At 71.9% G+C, this 15,917-nt stretch carries 15 protein-coding genes; 6 read left to right on the top strand and 9 right to left on the bottom strand.

The genetic code is table 11. From position 1 onward, the window contains the following. The first annotated feature begins 11 nt into the window (after positions 1–11). Positions 12–1,490 carry an SDR family oxidoreductase gene (locus AB0M88_RS07375; RefSeq protein ID WP_364096817.1) on the top strand — a complete coding sequence of 493 codons (1,479 nt, stop codon included), beginning with the start codon at positions 12–14 and terminating at the stop codon, positions 1,488–1,490. On the opposite strand, the gene AB0M88_RS07370 is transcribed toward AB0M88_RS07375, so the two are convergent. The 4 genes from AB0M88_RS07370 to prmC are packed head-to-tail and all read right to left on the bottom strand — an operon-like array spanning position 1,468 to position 4,520. Beyond that, complete coding sequence (locus tag AB0M88_RS07370; protein WP_364096814.1) at positions 1,468–2,388, bottom strand: L-threonylcarbamoyladenylate synthase; 921 nt, start codon at positions 2,386–2,388, stop codon at positions 1,468–1,470. The two genes, AB0M88_RS07375 and AB0M88_RS07370, sit on opposite strands and share 23 nt — an antisense overlap. Then, positions 2,385–2,978 (bottom strand): phosphotyrosine protein phosphatase, encoded by a 594-nt coding sequence (locus tag AB0M88_RS07365; protein ID WP_364096811.1) that lies wholly within the window; start codon positions 2,976–2,978, stop codon positions 2,385–2,387. The genes AB0M88_RS07370 and AB0M88_RS07365 overlap by 4 nt, the downstream gene beginning before the upstream one ends. Before the next feature lie 2 nt (positions 2,979–2,980). Next, a complete protein-coding gene (locus AB0M88_RS07360; protein ID WP_364097024.1) occupies positions 2,981–3,625 on the bottom strand; it encodes an L-threonylcarbamoyladenylate synthase in 645 nt (214 codons plus the stop codon). A gap of 37 nt (positions 3,626–3,662) precedes the next feature. Continuing rightward, positions 3,663–4,520 (bottom strand): peptide chain release factor N(5)-glutamine methyltransferase, encoded by an 858-nt coding sequence (gene prmC / locus AB0M88_RS07355; RefSeq protein WP_364097021.1) that lies wholly within the window; start codon positions 4,518–4,520, stop codon positions 3,663–3,665. A gap of 92 nt (positions 4,521–4,612) precedes the next feature. Here prmC and AB0M88_RS07350 point away from each other — a divergent pair, with 92 nt between their 5' ends. Both AB0M88_RS07350 and AB0M88_RS07345 read left to right on the top strand, forming a co-directional pair. After that, positions 4,613–6,118, top strand: a complete 1,506-nt coding sequence (locus AB0M88_RS07350; protein ID WP_364096808.1) for a GGDEF domain-containing protein — start codon at positions 4,613–4,615, stop codon at positions 6,116–6,118. After that, on the top strand, positions 6,115–7,452 hold the full coding sequence (locus AB0M88_RS07345; RefSeq protein WP_364096805.1) for a hypothetical protein: 1,338 nt from the start codon (positions 6,115–6,117) through the stop codon (positions 7,450–7,452). Before AB0M88_RS07350 ends, AB0M88_RS07345 begins: the two co-directional genes overlap by 4 nt. Here the strand turns inward: AB0M88_RS07345 and prfA are convergent. Together prfA and rpmE are read right to left on the bottom strand one after the other, a co-directional pair. After that, positions 7,436–8,527, bottom strand: a complete 1,092-nt coding sequence (prfA, locus tag AB0M88_RS07340) for a peptide chain release factor 1 (protein WP_364096802.1) — start codon at positions 8,525–8,527, stop codon at positions 7,436–7,438. The genes AB0M88_RS07345 and prfA overlap by 17 nt on opposite strands. A gap of 64 nt (positions 8,528–8,591) precedes the next feature. After that, entirely contained in the window at positions 8,592–8,816 is a 225-nt protein-coding gene (gene rpmE, locus AB0M88_RS07335; RefSeq protein WP_364096799.1) for a 50S ribosomal protein L31, read from the bottom strand. 211 nt (positions 8,817–9,027) lie between these two features. Between rpmE and AB0M88_RS07330 the strand changes: the two genes are divergently transcribed. The 3 genes from AB0M88_RS07330 to AB0M88_RS07320 are packed head-to-tail and all read left to right on the top strand — an operon-like array spanning position 9,028 to position 11,274. After that, complete coding sequence (locus tag AB0M88_RS07330; RefSeq protein ID WP_364096796.1) at positions 9,028–9,927, top strand: AAA family ATPase; 900 nt, start codon at positions 9,028–9,030, stop codon at positions 9,925–9,927. Beyond that, on the top strand, positions 9,928–10,545 hold the full coding sequence (locus AB0M88_RS07325) for an RNA ligase family protein (RefSeq protein ID WP_364096793.1): 618 nt from the start codon (positions 9,928–9,930) through the stop codon (positions 10,543–10,545). It abuts the gene before it with no gap. 9 nt (positions 10,546–10,554) lie between these two features. Further along, entirely contained in the window at positions 10,555–11,274 is a 720-nt protein-coding gene (locus tag AB0M88_RS07320) for a class I SAM-dependent methyltransferase (protein ID WP_364096790.1), read from the top strand. Here AB0M88_RS07320 and AB0M88_RS07315 read toward each other — a convergent pair. From AB0M88_RS07315 to thrB, 3 genes are all read right to left on the bottom strand, one after another. Further along, positions 11,263–12,396 carry a nitric oxide synthase oxygenase gene (locus tag AB0M88_RS07315; protein ID WP_364096787.1) on the bottom strand — a complete coding sequence of 378 codons (1,134 nt, stop codon included), beginning with the start codon at positions 12,394–12,396 and terminating at the stop codon, positions 11,263–11,265. The two genes, AB0M88_RS07320 and AB0M88_RS07315, sit on opposite strands and share 12 nt — an antisense overlap. 140 nt (positions 12,397–12,536) lie before the next feature. Continuing rightward, positions 12,537–14,561: a transcription termination factor Rho gene (rho, locus tag AB0M88_RS07310; protein WP_364096784.1), complete on the bottom strand. Its 2,025-nt coding sequence runs from the start codon at positions 14,559–14,561 to the stop codon at positions 12,537–12,539. A gap of 356 nt (positions 14,562–14,917) precedes the next feature. Continuing rightward, the gene (gene thrB / locus AB0M88_RS07305) at positions 14,918–15,829 is read right to left on the bottom strand and encodes a homoserine kinase (RefSeq protein ID WP_364096781.1); all 912 of its coding nucleotides are present in this window, start codon (positions 15,827–15,829) and stop codon (positions 14,918–14,920) included. Positions 15,830–15,917: the final 88 nt, after the last annotated feature.

The raw sequence follows: 15,917 nt of genomic DNA, 5'->3' as shown, positions 1-15,917 counted from the left end.
CAGTCACCGTTATGCGTTGCTTGGTCACCGGCGCGACCGGCTATATCGGCGGCCGTTTGACGCCCCGGCTGCTGGAAGCCGGCCACGAAGTGCGCTGCCTGTCGCGCAGCCCCGACCGCCTGCGCGACATGCCCTGGGCCCGCGAGTCGGAGATCGTCCGGGGCGACCTGGCCGACCCGGCGTCGCTGGTGCCGGCGTTCGACGGCATCGAGGTCGCCTACTTCCTGATGCACTCGCTCGGCCGCGGCGACTTCGAGGCGCTCGACCGGCAGGCGGCCCGCAACTTCGCCGCCGCGGCCCGCGCGGCCGGCGTCCACCGCATCGTCTATCTCGGCGGCCCCGAACCGCCACCGGGCGACCGGCCGTCGCCCCACCTGCGGTCCCGGTCCGAGGTGGCCCGGATCCTGCTCGGGAGCGGGGTGCCGACCGCCGTGCTGCGTGCCCCGGTGATCATCGGCTCCGGCTCGGCCTCGTTCGAGATGCTGCGCTATCTGACCGAGCGGCTGCCGGTCATGGTGACGCCGCGCTGGGTGACCAACCGGATCCAGCCGATCGCCGTCCGGGACGTCCTGCGCTACCTGCTCGCGGCCGCGACGCTGCCGCCCGAGGTGAGCCGGGCCTTCGACATCGGCGGGGCGGACGTGCTCACCTACGCCGAGATGATGCGCCGCTATGCCCGGGTGGCCGGCCTGCGCCCGCGCCACATCGTCCCGCTTCGGCCGCTGAGCCCGTGGCTCTCCGCGCACTGGGTCGGCCTGATCACGCCGGTGCCGAACGCGATCGCCCGCCCGCTGGTCGCCAGCCTGGTGCACGAGGCGGTCGCCCACGAGCACGACCTCGACGCGTACCTCCCCGACCAGGCCCCTCCCATCGGCTTCGACGAGGCGGTGCGCCTGGCGCTCGGCCGCGTCCGGGACGCCAACGTGGAGACCCGCTGGTCGACCGCCGCCGCCTGGGACGCCGCCGCCGAGCCGCTGCCCAGCGACCCGGACTGGTCGGGCGGCAGCATGTACGTCGACGAGCGCTGCCGCGAGGTGTCCGCCCCGGCCGCCGACCTGTGGCGGGTGATCGAGGGCGTGGGCGGCGACAACGGCTGGTACTCGTTCCCCCTCGCCTGGGCCGTCCGCGGATGGCTGGACAGACTGGTCGGTGGGGTCGGGCTGCGCCGCGGCCGCCGCGACCGGCACCACCTCCGGATCGGCGAGGCGCTCGACTGGTGGCGGGTCGAGGAGCTGGTGCCCGGGAAGCTGCTGCGCCTGCGGGCCGAGATGCGGGTGCCGGGCCGGGCCTGGCTGGAGATGTCGGCCGAACCGGACGGCGACCGGGCCAGCGTCTACCGGCAGCGGGCGGTGTTCCTGCCCCGCGGGCTGGCCGGGCACGCCTACTGGGCGTCGGTGCTGCCGTTCCACGGGATCGTGTTCAACGGGATGGCCCGCAACATCGCCCGCGGAGCGGAGACGCCGGGCTCTAGACCGCGGCCGCCCGCTTGAGCCGGTCGCGGATCGCCAGCCAGTCCTCGGTGTCCGGCGGCTCCTGCACGAGGATCGTCGCCACCCCGGCGTCGTCGAGCCGATGCAGCGCGGCGTAGAGGTCGGCGGCGTACTCGCGCGGGTCGGCCGACAGCAGTTCCCGGTTTTTGCCGGTTTCTGTGGAGAAGCCGAGCACGCCGGTCTCGTCGTCCACCTCGCCGACCTCGCGGGTGAGGATCACGCGGGCCCGCGGCGCGTAGTGGCGCCGGCTCATCCCGGGGGATGGACGGGCGGTCCCGTCGGCCGGACCGTCGCCGGGCAGCGCGATCCGACCGGTGACCTCGCGGATCGCCCGCAGCCCGAGCGCGCCCGGCCGCAGCAGAGTCGGCGGGTCGGTGGTCAGGTCGAGCACGGTCGACTCGATGCCCCACGAGCTCGGCCCGCCGTCGAGCACCAGCGGAACGTCGGGCAGGCTGCGCAGCACGTGCTCGGCCGTCGTCGGCGAGATGCTCTCGGAGCGGTTGGCGCTCGGCGCGGCCAGCGGCAACCCGCACGCCACGAGCAGACGCAGCGCGACCGGGTGGGCGGGCACCCGGACAGCGAGCGTCGCGGTGTCCGTCCGCTGGAAAACCATCGTCAGCGGCCCCGGCCAGAACCGGGCCGCCAGCTCGCCGGCGACCGCCGGCCACTCCATCACCAGCGAACGGGCCGCCTCGGCGGACGGGACGTGCACGATCAGCGGGTTCCACGAGGGACGGTTCTTGAGCCGGTAGATCTCGGCGACGGCCTTCTCCGAGAAGGCGTCCGCGCCCAGTCCGTAGACGGTCTCGGTGGGGAACGCCACGACCGACCCGGCCCGCAGCAGATCGGCGGCCTCCCGGAGGCCCGCCTCGTCGGGAACGACGATGCGGCCGGTCACGGCAGGAGAAGCCCGGCGAACGGGACCGTCGTGTCCTCGATCTCGTCGCCGATGCGCAGGAACGTCTGGTCGCCGCGGCCCCACGGGTCGTCGAGGTCGTCGCCGGGCCGCGGGCCGTCGCCGTCGCGCAGCCGGGCCACCGCGGCGACGATCGCCTCGCCCCGGGCCCGCACCGCCTCGGCGTCGGCCCCGGCGGGCGGCAACCCGGACACGTCGAGCGCGCCGATCAGCCGGCCGAACTCGCCGAGCACGAACGTGCGCTCGGCCGCCTCGGGCCGCAGCGCGACCACGTAGTCGTACTGGTCGGCGGTCGCGGTCAGGATCAGGTCGGCGTCGTCGAGGAAGTCGCCGCGCAGCTTGCGGGCCTCGAAGCCGTCGATCGAACCGCCCCGGCCGCGCACCTGGCGGGCGGCGGGCGGGTTCATCTCCTCGCCCTCGTGCCAGCCGCCGGTGCCCGCACTCACGCTGCGCACCAGATCGGCGCCGACCGGCCCGACCCGGTCGCGGACCGCCCGGTCGAGCAGCCGCTCGGCCATCGGCGAGCGGCAGATGTTGCCCATGCAGACGTGCAGGACGGTGAACGGCGCCACGTTCACTCCTCCGCGGCGAGGAGGTCGGGCACCACGTCGCGGAGTTTCTCCAGGGGAATCGCACCGGCCCGCAGGACCCGCGGGACGTCGCCGCTCACGTCGACGAACGTGCTCGGCGTCGGGTCGGAAGCCGGTCCGGCCTCGAGATAGATGCGTACGGCGTACTCCATCTGCTCGCGCGCCTCTTCGGCCGTCCTGGGCGCGGGCTGGCCGATCTTGTTGGCCGTGGTGACCGCCATCGGCCCGACCTCGCGCAGCACCTCGAGCGCCACCGGGTGCAGCGGCATGCGCACGGCGACCTGGCCGCCGGTGTCGCCGAGGTCCCACTGGAGGCTCGGCGAGTGCTCGACCAGCAGCGTCAACGCGCCCGGCCAGAACGCGTCGGCCAGCTCCCGGGCCGCCTTGGGCAGCGAGTAGACCAGTCCGTCCAGCGTGTGGCGGGAGCCGACGAGCACCGGCGGCGGCACCTGCCGGGTCACGCTGCGGGCGTGGTGCAGCGCGGTGATCGCGTGCGGGGTGAACGCGTCGGCGCCGATGCCGTACACGGTGTCGGTGGGGAACACCGCGAGCTCGCCGCTCTTGACCGCCTCGACGGCGGCGGCGATGCCGCGATCGCGGTCCGCGGTGGTACGGCAGTCGTAGAGCATCACGAGATGCAGTCTGCCATGTGGCGCGCCGTACGCATCACGTGCGCCGGGCCGTCGCGAACCGTGGCCGCCCGCTGAGGTCCAGGTGCGCGGTCACCTCGGCGAACCGGCCGTCCGCCCGCAGCAGATCGGGGACCGCGTCGCCGTGCACGTCGTCGTGCTCGATGCCGACGAATCCACCCGGCTTCAGCAGGGTCGCGGCCAGCGCGATCACCGGCCGGATCACCGCCAGCCCGTCGGCGCCGCCGAACACCGCCTCGGCCGGGTCGTGGTCGGCCACCTCGGGCGGCACCTCGGTGCCGTCCGGCACGTACGGCGGGTTGCACAGCACCACGTCGACCGCGCCGTGCTCGGCGGCCAGAAGCGAGTCGGTCAGCAGCGCCGGGTCGGTGACGTCGCCCTCGACCACCTCGACCGACGGGAACGGGATCGCGTTGCGCCGCAGGTAGTCGATCGCCACCGGGGAGCGCTCGACGGCGATCACCCGCGCGGCCTTGCTCTCGTCGGCCGCGGACAGCGCGATCGCCCCCGTACCGCTGCAGAGATCCACCACGACGCCGCCCGGCGGCGTCCGCTCGATGCCCCAGCCGGCCAGCAGCTCGGTTTCCGGCCGGGGCACGAAGACGCCGTCGCCGACCGCCAGTTCCAGATGCCGGAAGGCGGCGGTGCCGAGCAGGTGCTGCAGCGGGATCCGGCGGGCCCGCTCGCCCACCAGCATGGTGAATCGGTGCAGCTGGTCCGGCCGCAGCGATTCGATCAGCGCGAGGCGACCGCGCGGCACCTCGAGAACGTGCGCGGCGATCAGCTCGGCATCGACCCGCGGTGATGCGACGCCCGCCTCGGCGAGTTCGTCGGTGGCGGCCGCGACGATCGGGCTCAGGCGGATGCGTACCAAAGGTCGGGAGGTGTGTTCGCTGTCCGGGTCCACGGCATAATCATCAATCGTCGGTCGCGCCGGCGACCGGCCGGGTCTTGGGAGGCGAGGCGTTGAGTTGGTTGGACCAGCTCGCGGAACACGTCGAGGAGCTGCGGCAGGCCGGGCACCTGCAGCAGGACGGGCGTTCGGCGGAAGCCCTGCCGATCCTCGACGGGGTGCTCGCGGCCGTCACCGACCCGACCACGCGGGCCTACGCGTCGGTCCAGCGCTTCGGCGCCCTGATCAACCTGGGCCGGGTCGCCGAGCTCGCGACGGCGATGTCGATCGCGTCCAACGCCGTCCGTGAGCTCCCCGATCCCTATCTGCGCGGCCAGATGCACGCGTTCGCCGCGCTCGGCGCCTATCTTCAGCGCAACCTCGACCGCGGCGTCACCCATCTCGTGCAGGCCTCCCGGGCGCTGGCCGCGGTGCCGGAGAGCGACTCGGAAACCGCCTGGGGCTGGCACGACCTCGCCATGGCCTACTCCTACCTGGGCTTTCACGGCCAGGCGCTGACCGCGATCGAGCAGGCCCGACAGGTCGGCGCGGCGGTCGGCCTGTCCCCCGAGCTCTTCGCGGCGCCCGGCATCCGGCTGCGCAGCGCGGTCTGGCTCGACCACCAGGGCGACACCGACGGCTGCCTGCGGGTGCTGCGCGACATCGAGGCCGAGCTGATCCGCTACGTCGCGATCGGCACCGACCGCATGCGGCCGAGCAGCCGCACGGCGTACGGCTATGCCCTCGCCCGCCGCGAGGCGCTCGGCGAGGACACCGAGGCCGACGCGGCCGGCTGGCTGACCGGCGGGGGCGACAGCGTGCGCGCCCGCGACCTGCAGCACCTGGGCAACGTCTGCCTGGCGATCGCGGCCGGCAAGCCGGAGCGGGCACTGAGCATGCTCGACTCGGTGCCGGTCTCCCCCGAGGTGCTGGGCGCGGCCGAGCCGGCCCGATTACGCAGCATCTGCCACGCCGCGGCGGGCGATCACGCCGCCGCGCACGCCGCCGACCGGTACGCGTTCCGGTTGACCGCCCAGCGCATCGATCAGCTCCGCGACGGCTACCTCGACGGCGTGGCGGCCCGACTCGACGCCCAGGAGACCCAGCGCGACGCCGACCGGTACGGCGACGAGACCCTCACCGACCCCCTGACCGGCCTGCCCAACCGCCGCCAGCTCGAGCGCTATGTGGGCGACATGCTGGAGCGCGGCGAGCGGGCCGCGATCGGGGTGTGCGACCTGATCGGCTTCACCGCGGTCAACGCCCGGCACGGCCGGCACTGTGGCGACCTGGTGCTCCAGCGCATCGCCGGCGTCCTCAACCGGGTCATGCGCCGGGGCGACTTCGTGGCCCGGTTCGCCGGCGACGAGTTCGTGGTGCTGCTGCCCGGCGCCGGACCGGCCCAGGCGGCCGAGGTGTCGCGCCGCATCACCGCCGCCACCAACGCGGAAAACTGGCAGATCCTGGTCCCCGGCACCCCGATCGGGCTGGCCGCCGGCTGGTCCGAGATCGGTGTCAACGGTCGCACGCTGAGCGCGGCACTGGCGGCCGCGGCAGCCAATCGCAGCCCGACGAGATGACCGTGATCGAGCTGGGGGAGCTCACGCGCGACGGGGAGACCCCGCCACCGGTTCCGCCGGTCCGGTTCGACCGGCGGCTGATCCGCCAGGCCACGGTCGCGGTGCTCACGGTGCTCACGGTGCTCGGCGTCACCGGGTCGACCCCGTCGGTGCGGCACGCCGTGCGGCCGCTGTGGAGCACCGCCTACGGCGAGGGCGACTCGATGGAGCTCGACGAGACGACCCTCTATGCGGGCCAGCGCCAGGACGGCGGCGTCACGCTCACGGCGTACGACCTGGCGACCGGCCGCAAGCGCTGGGCCGTGCCGGCCGGCGACGAGACGGTCCCGCTGCGTCCGGTGGTCGGCGGTGTGCTGGTCATTCCGGAAACCACCTACGACGTCCGCGTCCCCCAGGACGACGGCACGTTCATGGTCCAGACCAACACGAGCAGCACGGTCGCCCGCGACGCCGGCACCGGCCGCGCGCTGTGGACGATGCCCGGCGACGCGATCGAGACCTATCCGGGATCGGTGCTGCTCGGCGAGAGCGACGGCCAGGGCAGCCTGACCCGTCTGCGGGTGGTCGGGTTGCGCGACGGCGTCACCCGCTGGAGCACGCCCGTGCACGACGTCAACGTCTGGGCCGTCGCCGTTGCCGACGCCGGCGGCCGGCCGACCCGCCTCGTGCTCGGCGACCCGTCCGGCATGCTGACCGTGCTCGACTACGCCGACGGCTCGACCCTGCACTCCGGCCGGGTGAGCGGGCAGTGGCCCCGCATCGACGACAGCGGGGTCTACGCCAGCCTCGCGGTGATCGGCGACCGGCTGGTGGTCTCGCGGGCCGACAACGAGAGCAACGAGTCGACGGTCTATCGGCTCGACGACTTCCAGGAGCTCTGGCACTCCGAGGGCTTCGTGATCGACTGCGGCAAGGTGCTCTGCTCGATGGAGGCGACCGGCCTGGTCGGGCGCGATCCGGCCACCGGGCGGCCCCTCTGGCGGCGATCCGACCTCAGCGGCATGTGGCCGGTGGCCAACGGCCGCTTCCTGGGCAACGGGGCGGGGTCGCTCGGCCCTTACCAACTGGTCGACTCGGCGACCGGCCGCGGCGTCGGCGACGTGGTCCGCGGCGAGCCGACCTGGACCGGCAGCATTCCCGCCGGGGCGGTGCTGCTGGTCGGCGTCGTGGCCGGCGACTACCACCTGAGCTCGGTGACCCAGTTCGACCTCGACACCGGCGCGAGCTACCTGCTCGGCACGATCAGGGAGGTCGTGCACTTCGGCTGCCAGAGCACGCCCGGCTATCTGGTCTGCGCGCGCCCGGACGGCCTCGAGGTCACTGCCGTCGGCTGAGCTCCGTGCCACCGGCCAGGCGGGCCTGACGGTCGGCCTCGCCCAGCGCGTCGAGCACCGCGTCGAGTTCGCCGCCGAGCACCAGGTCGAGGTTGTAAGCCGTGTAACCGATCCGGTGGTCGGTGATCCGGTTCTGCGGGAAGTTGTACGTGCGGATGCGCTCCGAGCGGTCGACCGTACGCACCTGGGCCTTGCGCGAGTCGGACGCCGCCGCGTCGGCCTCCTCCTGGGCGATGGCCAGCAGGCGGGAGCGCAGGATGCGCAGCGCCGACTCCTTGTTCTGCAGCTGGCTCTTCTCGTTCTGGCAGCTGACGACCGTGCCGGTCGGGAGGTGCGTGATCCGCACCGCGGAGTCGGTGGTGTTGACCGACTGGCCGCCCGGCCCGGACGACCGGAACACGTCGATCCGCAGGTCGCCCGGCTCGATCTGGATGTCGACGTCCTCGGCCTCGGGCAGTACCAGCACCCCGGCCGCCGAGGTGTGGATGCGGCCCTGGGACTCGGTCACCGGCACCCGCTGGACGCGGTGCACGCCGCCCTCCCATTTCATGCGGGACCAGACGCCGTGGCCGCCCTCGGGCACACCCTTGGTCTTGACCGCGACCGAGATGTCCTTGACCCCGCCGAGGTCCGACTCCTGCGAGTCGATCACCTCGACGATCCAGCCGTGCCGTTCGGCGTAGCGCGTGTACATGCGCAGCAGGTCGCCCGCGAACAGCGCCGACTCCTGGCCGCCCTCGCCCGCCTTGATCTCGATGATCACGTCCTTGGCGTCGCTCGGGTCGCGCGGGATCAGCATCTCGCCGAGCTTTTCCTCCAGCGGTGCCAGCGTGGCCGCGACCGCGTCGGCCTCGGCGCCGAACGCCGGGTCCTCGGCGGCCAGTTCGCGGGCGGCGACCAGGTCGGCCCGGGCCGCCTCGAGCTCGGCGTGGGCAGCATAGATCGGCGCCAGCTCGGCGAAGCGGCGCCCGACGCGGCGCACGAGGGCCTGGTCGGCGTGGATGGACGGATCCTCCATCCGCTTTTCCAGGTCCGAGTACTCCGCTAGAAGAGTGGTAAGCCGATCGTTACTCAAAGTTATCTCCCGATACGCGAACGGCGCCCGCCCCCTTTCGCAGGGGCGGGCGCCGTCGAAGCGGTTACTTCTTCTTGGCCGCGTTGACCTTCGCGTACTTGGCCTGGAACTTCGCGACCCGGCCGGCGGTGTCGAGGACGCGCTGCTTGCCGGTGTAGAACGGGTGGCAGGCGCTGCAGGTCTCGACGCGGATCTCGTCGCCCTTGGCGGTGCTCCGGGTGGTGAAGGTGCTGCCGCAGGAGCAGATGACCTCGGTCGAGGTGTACTCCGGGTGGATGCCGCTCTTCATGGTTTCTCGGTCCCTCTCAGTGATGTGGTCGCCGGGTCGCCGTCAACGCCTCGCCGCCCCGCCAGGGCGGTGGACTCGAGCGTGAACCGGAACCGGTTGCCGGCCGATGTACCAGTCTGCCACGTGACACGTGCCGACCGAAAATCGGTAGTGCAAGGTCGATAACGTGAGCGGTGCTCGCCGCATTCCCCGCTGCATAAATCGGACTTCAATGACCAGACTGCTCATCACCCGTGGACTGCCCGCGTCGGGCAAGACCACCTTCGCCCGCAAACTGCAGCCGCGGGTGCTCCGGGTCAACCGCGACGACCTGCGGCTGATGTTGCACGGGCGGCGGCTGTTCACCGAGACGGCCGAGGGCCAGGTCACCCACATCCAGCGGATGGCGGTCGAGGCGCTGCTGGCCCAGCGGGCCGACGTCATCGTCGACGACACCAACCTGCGCGGCTCGACCGTCCGCGAGTGGGCCGTGCTCGCCGCCCGCTTCGGCGCGACGTTCGAGGTGCACGACCTCACCGAGGTGCCGCTGGAGGAGTGCCTGCGCCGCGATGCGGCGCGGCCTTCCGACGTACGCGTCGGGGAGCGCAACATCCGCCGCATGCACGACCGGTACCTCGCCGGGCGCAACCTGCCCCTGCCGGTGCCGTATATAGACCCAGCCGACCCCGGCATAATTGGCTACCACCCCGATCCCGAACTGCCGCCGGCGGTGCTGGTCGACATCGACGGCACGGTCGCGCTGATGGGCGACCGCAGCCCCTACGCCTGGCAGCAGGTCGGCTTCGACGCGCCCAATCCGGCCGTGATCGAGGCGGTCCGGGCGATGCACGCGGCCGGCAACGCGATCGTGTTCTGCACCGGCCGCGACGACGAGGCTCGCGCCGAGACCGAGGCCTGGCTGGACCTTTTCGTGGGCGTGCCGTACGAAGGACTCTTCATGCGGCCACCGGGCGACAACCGCAAGGACGCGATCGTCAAGCGGGAGCTCTTCGAGGCCGAGATCCGCGAACGCTGGCGGATAGTCGGCGTTTTCGACGACCGCCGTCAGGTGGTACGCATGTGGCGTGAGCTCGGTCTGACCGTCTTCCAGGTCGCGGAGGGGGACTTCTAGTTGAAGTATCCGCGGACATACCATCTGCCCGACTCGCCCGGCGCGACGAAGGACGACCGCATCCAGAACGATCTGTCGTGGTTGGACGGTGAGCTGGTCGTGACCGAGAAGCTCGACGGCGGCAACCTCACCTTCACCCGCGACGAGATGTACGCCCGCTCCCTCGATTCCGGCACCCAGCCGTGGGACCGGCCGGCCAAGGCGCTCTGGGCGATGACCGCACACCGGATCCCCGATGACTGGCGGGTCTGCGGCGAATCGATGTGGGCGCGCCGCTCCATCGCCTACCACGATCTGCCCGGTGTCTTCATCGTCTTCGGCATCTGGGACGAGACCGACACGCTGCTCGGCTGGGACGACACCGTCGACTGGGCCCAGCGGCTGGAGTTGCCGGTGGTCCCGGTGCTCTTCCGGGGCGCCAGCATCTCCGAGGCGCGGGCGGCCTGGGCGGCTCGGCGCGACGCCGAGACCTCGGAGGGCTACGTTCTGCGGGTGGCCGGCCGCATCCCGGCCGCCGAGTTCTCCCACAAGGTGCTCAAATGGGTGCGCGCGGGACACGTACGCACCGAGGCGTCCTGGCGCCACCGGGACGATTTCGCGGTCAACGAGTTCGCGTAGGAGTTCACGATGTCCCGTCCCCGTTACGGCTTCGACGCTCCGCCGTTCCTCATTGGACTGACCATCGCCTCGTTGCTCATGCTGGCCGCCGGCATCATCGGTTTCGCCCTGGGCGGCTGGATCGTCGGCCTGTGGCCGCTGTTCTTCGCCGTCTATTTCGCGGCCAGCACCCTGCTCTACCTGCACGCCACCCGGCGGGGCAAGTTCGCGGTCTGGGGTGAGGTGCTCGACGGGCTGGCCCTGCGCGGCGACGAGCACGCCCTCGACATGGGCTGCGGCCGCGGCGCGGTGCTGATCGCGGTCGCCCAGCGGCTCACCACCGGGCGGGCGAGCGGTGCCGACCTCTGGCGCTCGGCCGACCAGTCGGGTAACGCCGAGAAGGTCACCCGGGCCAATGCCGAGGCGGCCGGCGTCTCCGGCCGGGTCCGCCTCGACACCGCCGACATGACCGCGCTCCCCTACCCCGACGAGTCCTTCGACCTGGTCGTCAGCAGCCTCGCCATCCACAACATCCAGCCGGCGGCCGGCCGCCTGCGCGCTCTCGACGAGGCACTGCGGGTGCTGCGGCCGGGCGGCCGGCTGGTGATCGCCGACATCAACGCGGCCCCGGACTACCGCACCCACCTGGTCGAGCGCGGCCTGTCGACGACGCTGCGGCCGCTCGGCTGGCGCATGTGGTACGGCGGCCCGTGGGTCGCCGCCACCCTGGTCAGCACCTCAAAACCCTGACGCCTCGGCGTCCGGATAGAAAGCCGGTCGCAGGTCCATCTCCTCGTAATAGCGGTGGTAGAGCGGACTGAGGGCGCCCGACATCGGCGGGACGATCCAGGTCCAGTCGGCGGGCACCGGCCGCCCCGCCTTGGCCTCGCTGCGCATGTGGGCCAGGAACCGCTGCGACTCCGTGTGGTGGTCGCTGATCCGCACCCCGGCCTGCTCGAACGAGTGCAGCACCGCCCGGTTGAGCTCGACCAGGGCCCGGTCGCGCCACAGCGTCGACTCACGGCTGGTGTCCAGGCCCAGCCGCGCCGCGATCGTCGGCAACATGTCGTAGCGGTCGGCGTCGGCCAGGTTGCGGGCGCCGATCTCGGTTCCCATGTACCACCCGTTGAACGGCGCGAGCGGGTAGTTGACGCCGCCGATCGACAGCCGCATGTTGCTGATCGCCGGTACGGCGTGCCACCGCAGCCCCAACTCGGCGAACCACGCGTACTCGGGATGGGTGATCGGCACCTCCCGGATCGCCCGCTCCGGCAGTTCGTAGAGCCGCAGCCCCTCCTCCGGCGTCTCGATGGCCAGCGGCAGCACATCGAAGTGCTCGCCCTTGCCGTGCCACCCGAACCCCTGCATGGCCTCGGTGAAGTCGACCTGGCGGGGATCGCCGGCCGGGCACCCGTTCGTGCCCCGGTAACCGGCATAGCGGATCAGCTGCTCGTTGCGGACCCGGGCGAACGGCCGTCCCGGCGTAGCCGGCGCGAAGATGCTGATCACCGGTCGGATCGGCCCGTCGCCGGCCGCCCGCAGGTGGTGCACGAGCAGCGAGAAGATCTCGTCGGCGGTGCGGGCCCGGCGCCGGTCGAGCACCAGCAGGCTCTTCCAGTAGAGCCGGCCGATGCAGCGGCTCGCGTTGCGCCAGGCCATCTTCGCGCCGTGGCCGAGTTCGTCGACGGTGTGGACGTAGGTGCCGGTGGCCGCGATCTGCGCCCGTACGATCGCCAGTCGCGGTTCGACCGGCCCGAGTCGCGGGTTTTCGGCGTAGCAGCGGCGGAGGAAGTCCTCGGCCTCGGCCGGATCCGCTGGTGCGATCCGGTCCCATGGTTCGACCGGATGGTCGCGGTAGCCCGGCACGTTCATCGAGAGCCTCCCAAAGCGCGATGCTGAAGTGCTTTCGGAGGTTGGCACGGTGGAGTGCGGCTTATCACACATGCTGTGCGACAAAGTCCGGACAAAAAGATACGGCCTCACCTTTGCGGTGAGGCCGTATCGAAAGGCACTTATTCGCCGGGCGTCGACTTCGCGATCTGCATCAGGAACTCGACGTTCGTACGGGTCTGCTTGAGCCGGTCGAGCAGCAGGTCGAGTGCGGCCTGCGAATCGAGGGAGTGCAGCACCTTGCGCAGCTTGTGGACGATCGCCAGCTCCTCCTTGCCGAGCAGGATCTCCTCCTTACGCGTGCTCGAGGCGGGCACGTCCACGGCCGGGAACGTCCGCTTGTCGGCGATCTTGCGGTCGAGCTTGAGCTCGGCGTTACCCGTGCCCTTGAACTCCTCGAAGATCACCGTGTCCATCATCGAACCGGTCTCGACCAGCGCGGTCGCGAGAATGGTGAGCGAGCCACCGTTCTCGATGTTGCGCGCCGCACCGAGGAACCGCTTCGGCGGATAGAGCGCGGTCGAATCGATACCACCCGACATGATCCGGCCGGAGGCCGGCGCGGCCAGGTTGTACGACCGTCCGAGTCGCGTCACCGAGTCGAGCAGCACGACCACGTCGTGACCCAGCTCGACCAGCCGCTTGGCCCGCTCGATGGCGAGCTCGGCGACCGTGGTGTGGTCCTGCGGCGGCCGGTCGAACGTGGCCGCGATGACCTCGCCCTTGACCGTGCGCTGCATGTCGGTGACCTCTTCGGGCCGCTCGTCGACCAGCACGACCATCAGGTGGCACTCGGGGTTGTTGTGGGTGATCGCGTTGGCGATCGCCTGCAGCACCATCGTCTTACCGGCCTTGGGCGGCGACACGATCAGCGCACGCTGACCCTTGCCGAGCGGCATGACCAGGTCGATGACCCGGGTGGTCAGGATGTGCGGCTCGGTCTCCAGCCGCAGGCGCTCCTGCGGGTAGAGCGGCGTGAGCTTGTAGAACTCGGGACGCCGGCGGGCCTCGTCGGGCTCCATGCCGTTGATCGTGTCGAGCCGGACCAGCGGGTTGTACTTGTCGCGGCGCTGTTCGCCGTCGCGCGGGGCGGCCCGCACGGCGCCGGTGACCGCGTCACCGCGGCGCAGCCCGTGCTTCTTGACCTGCGACATCGACACATAGACGTCGTTCGGGCCGGACAGGTAGCCGGTCGTCCGCACGAACGCGTAGTTGTCGAGCACGTCGAGGATGCCGGCCACCGGGACCAGGACGTCGTCCTCGCTGACGTGCGGCTCGCGGCCGCCGGTGTCGCGCTGACCGCCCTCGTTGCCGTCGCGGTCGTTGCGGCCGCGACGACGGTCGCGGAACCGGCTGCGACGGCTGCGGCGGCTGCCATCGCCGTCGTTGTCGTCATCGTCGTGAGCTTGGTCACTGTTGCGCGGACCACGGTCGTCCCGCGGGCCGCGATCGTCCCGCGGGCCACGGTCATCGCGCGGGCCACGGTCATCGCGCGGGCCACGGTCGTCCCGCGGGCCACGGTCGTCACGCTGGTTGTTCTGTCCGTCACGGCGGCGGCTGTCGCGGTCACCGCGGTCGCGGTTGTTGCGGTCGCCCCGCTCGCGCTCGGGCCGCTCGGTGCGCTGCTCGGTGCCCTCGGCGGGCGCGGGCGCGGCCGGGGCCGTCTGCGTCGCGGTCTGGGTCGCCTCGACGACCGGAGCCGACTCGCGGGGGGCGTTGTTGCGCTCCCGGTTACGCCGGCTGCCACCCTCGGCCGGAGCCGTCTCCGGCTGCACGGCAGCGGTCTGCGGCGCCTCGACAGGAGCGGCGACCGGGGCGGCCGGGGCCTCGACGACCGGGGCCGACACGACCGGAGCGGTCGCGACCACGGGTGCGGCGGCCGCAGCGGCCTCCCGGACCCGCGGACGGGGCGCGGACTCGGCGGCCTGGCCGCCGCCCTGGCGCTCCGTGATGGCGGTGATCAGCTCACCCTTGCGCATCCGGGCGGTGCCGGAGATGCCGAGGGAAGCGGCGAGGCTCTGCAGCTCGGGCAGCAGCATCGCGGACAGCCCGGTGCCACCTCGGCGGCGCTTTGTGGCGGTCGCGGTGCTGCCGGCGCCGTCAGCGACGTCAGAAACACCCGACGTCACGTCGGTGGTGTCGCTCAATGGATTCCTTCCGTCGGAAAAAGCCCGGGAGCGCCCGGTTCTGCAGCCTGGTGGCCCGGGTGCCCTCGGAACCCGCCTCCGCCAAGCGGCGCGGGAGTTTGTGCAGCACGGCAGCTCGACGGTTGTCCTGTCCGTCAGACATTGACGGGTAGGTCTCGGCGAGTGCAGCAATCTTGAGAGTCCTGCTGCGCGGCGTGTGCCTTGATGAGAATTGAGACGGCTCTAAGGAGCCTGGGAAGTCTCAGGGGGTGCGCGCCGAACCGCAGGGATCGCTTGCTTCGCGGCTGTGCTAGGTCTTGAGCGTAGCCAACTAATGCGACTAGTCAACTCGTACGACCTGCGGCAACAGGACCCCGCTAGGCGAGTTCCACCATACTCCCTTTGACAAGAGCTCCGGTGGCATCCACGCCCAACGTCTCGGCGTGCCACTCTGTTCCCGGATGGAAATCGGCCGGTACCTCGGACAACGCCAGCACGGACGGCCCGGCACCACTCACCACGGCCGCCACGCCGACCGATCGCAGCGAGGCCACCAGCGACGCCGTGCCGGGCATCGCCTCGGACCGATAGCCCTGGTGGAGACGGTCCTCGGTCGCCGCGAAGAGCAGCGCCGGATCGGTGGTCAGGGCATGGGTCAGCAGGGCTGACCGGCCGGCGTTGAAAGCGGCGTCGGCGTGGGGCACGCTCGGCGGCAGAGCCGCCCGGGCCGAGGCGGTATAGCCGCGCTCGGTGGGCACGAAGACCGTCGGGCGTACGCGGTCGGCCGTCGCCAACCGCACGGCCCGCGCCCCCGCCCCCTCGGTCCAGGCGATCGTGAAGCCGCCGAGCAGACAGGGCGCGACGTTGTCGGGATGGCCCTCGAGCCGGCCCGCCAAGCGCAGTGCGTCGTCGTCGTCGAGCAAGCGGCGACCGCCCGCGACCAGGCCCCGGGCCAGCTGGATGCCGCCGACGATCGCGGCCGACGACGAGCCGAGCCCCCGCGCCTGCGGAATGCGGTTGTGGCATCGCACGGCGACTCCCGGCGGCCGCTCACCGAGCGCGTCGAACGCCGCCAGCATCGCCCGGACGACCAGGTGTTCCTCGTCGTCCGGGAGATCGCCGGCGCCCTCGCCGCGCACGGTCACCCGGAAGGAATCACCGGTGACGGTCGCGGTCAGGTCGTCGTAGAGGGTGAGCGCGAGGCCCAGGGCGTCGAAGCCGGGACCGAGGTTGGCGCTGGTGGCCGGCGTGCTCACGGACACCGGTTCGGTGGCGAAGGTCAGGCCCATCGCCACATGCTAGGGCTAGATCATCTCAACGTGACGCCCCCTGGTGGACACCGGAATGTCGTACCGACCGGCTACGGTCGCCGTCGTG

The sequence above is a fragment of the Actinoplanes sp. NPDC051411 genome (assembly GCF_040682075.1).
Classification (GTDB): Bacteria; Actinomycetota; Actinomycetes; order Mycobacteriales; family Micromonosporaceae; genus Actinoplanes.
The sequence above is the reverse complement of the archived record's forward strand: the minus strand, read 5'-3'. Positions and strand labels throughout refer to the sequence as shown.

Excerpts from the sequence above, each read along its gene's own strand:
- thrB (WP_364096781.1), bottom strand. The coding sequence starts at position 15,829 with ATGGGCCTGACCTTCGCCACCGAACCGGTGTCCGTGAGCACGCCGGCC.
- AB0M88_RS07375 (WP_364096817.1), top strand. The coding sequence starts at position 12 with ATGCGTTGCTTGGTCACCGGCGCGACCGGCTATATCGGCGGCCGTTTG.
- AB0M88_RS07315 (WP_364096787.1), bottom strand. The coding sequence starts at position 12,396 with ATGAACGTGCCGGGCTACCGCGACCATCCGGTCGAACCATGGGACCGG.
- rpmE (WP_364096799.1), bottom strand. The coding sequence starts at position 8,816 with ATGAAGAGCGGCATCCACCCGGAGTACACCTCGACCGAGGTCATCTGC.
- AB0M88_RS07320 (WP_364096790.1), top strand. The coding sequence starts at position 10,555 with ATGTCCCGTCCCCGTTACGGCTTCGACGCTCCGCCGTTCCTCATTGGA.
- AB0M88_RS07345 (WP_364096805.1), top strand. The coding sequence starts at position 6,115 with ATGACCGTGATCGAGCTGGGGGAGCTCACGCGCGACGGGGAGACCCCG.
- AB0M88_RS07330 (WP_364096796.1), top strand. The coding sequence starts at position 9,028 with ATGACCAGACTGCTCATCACCCGTGGACTGCCCGCGTCGGGCAAGACC.
- AB0M88_RS07360 (WP_364097024.1), bottom strand. The coding sequence starts at position 3,625 with ATGCTCTACGACTGCCGTACCACCGCGGACCGCGATCGCGGCATCGCC.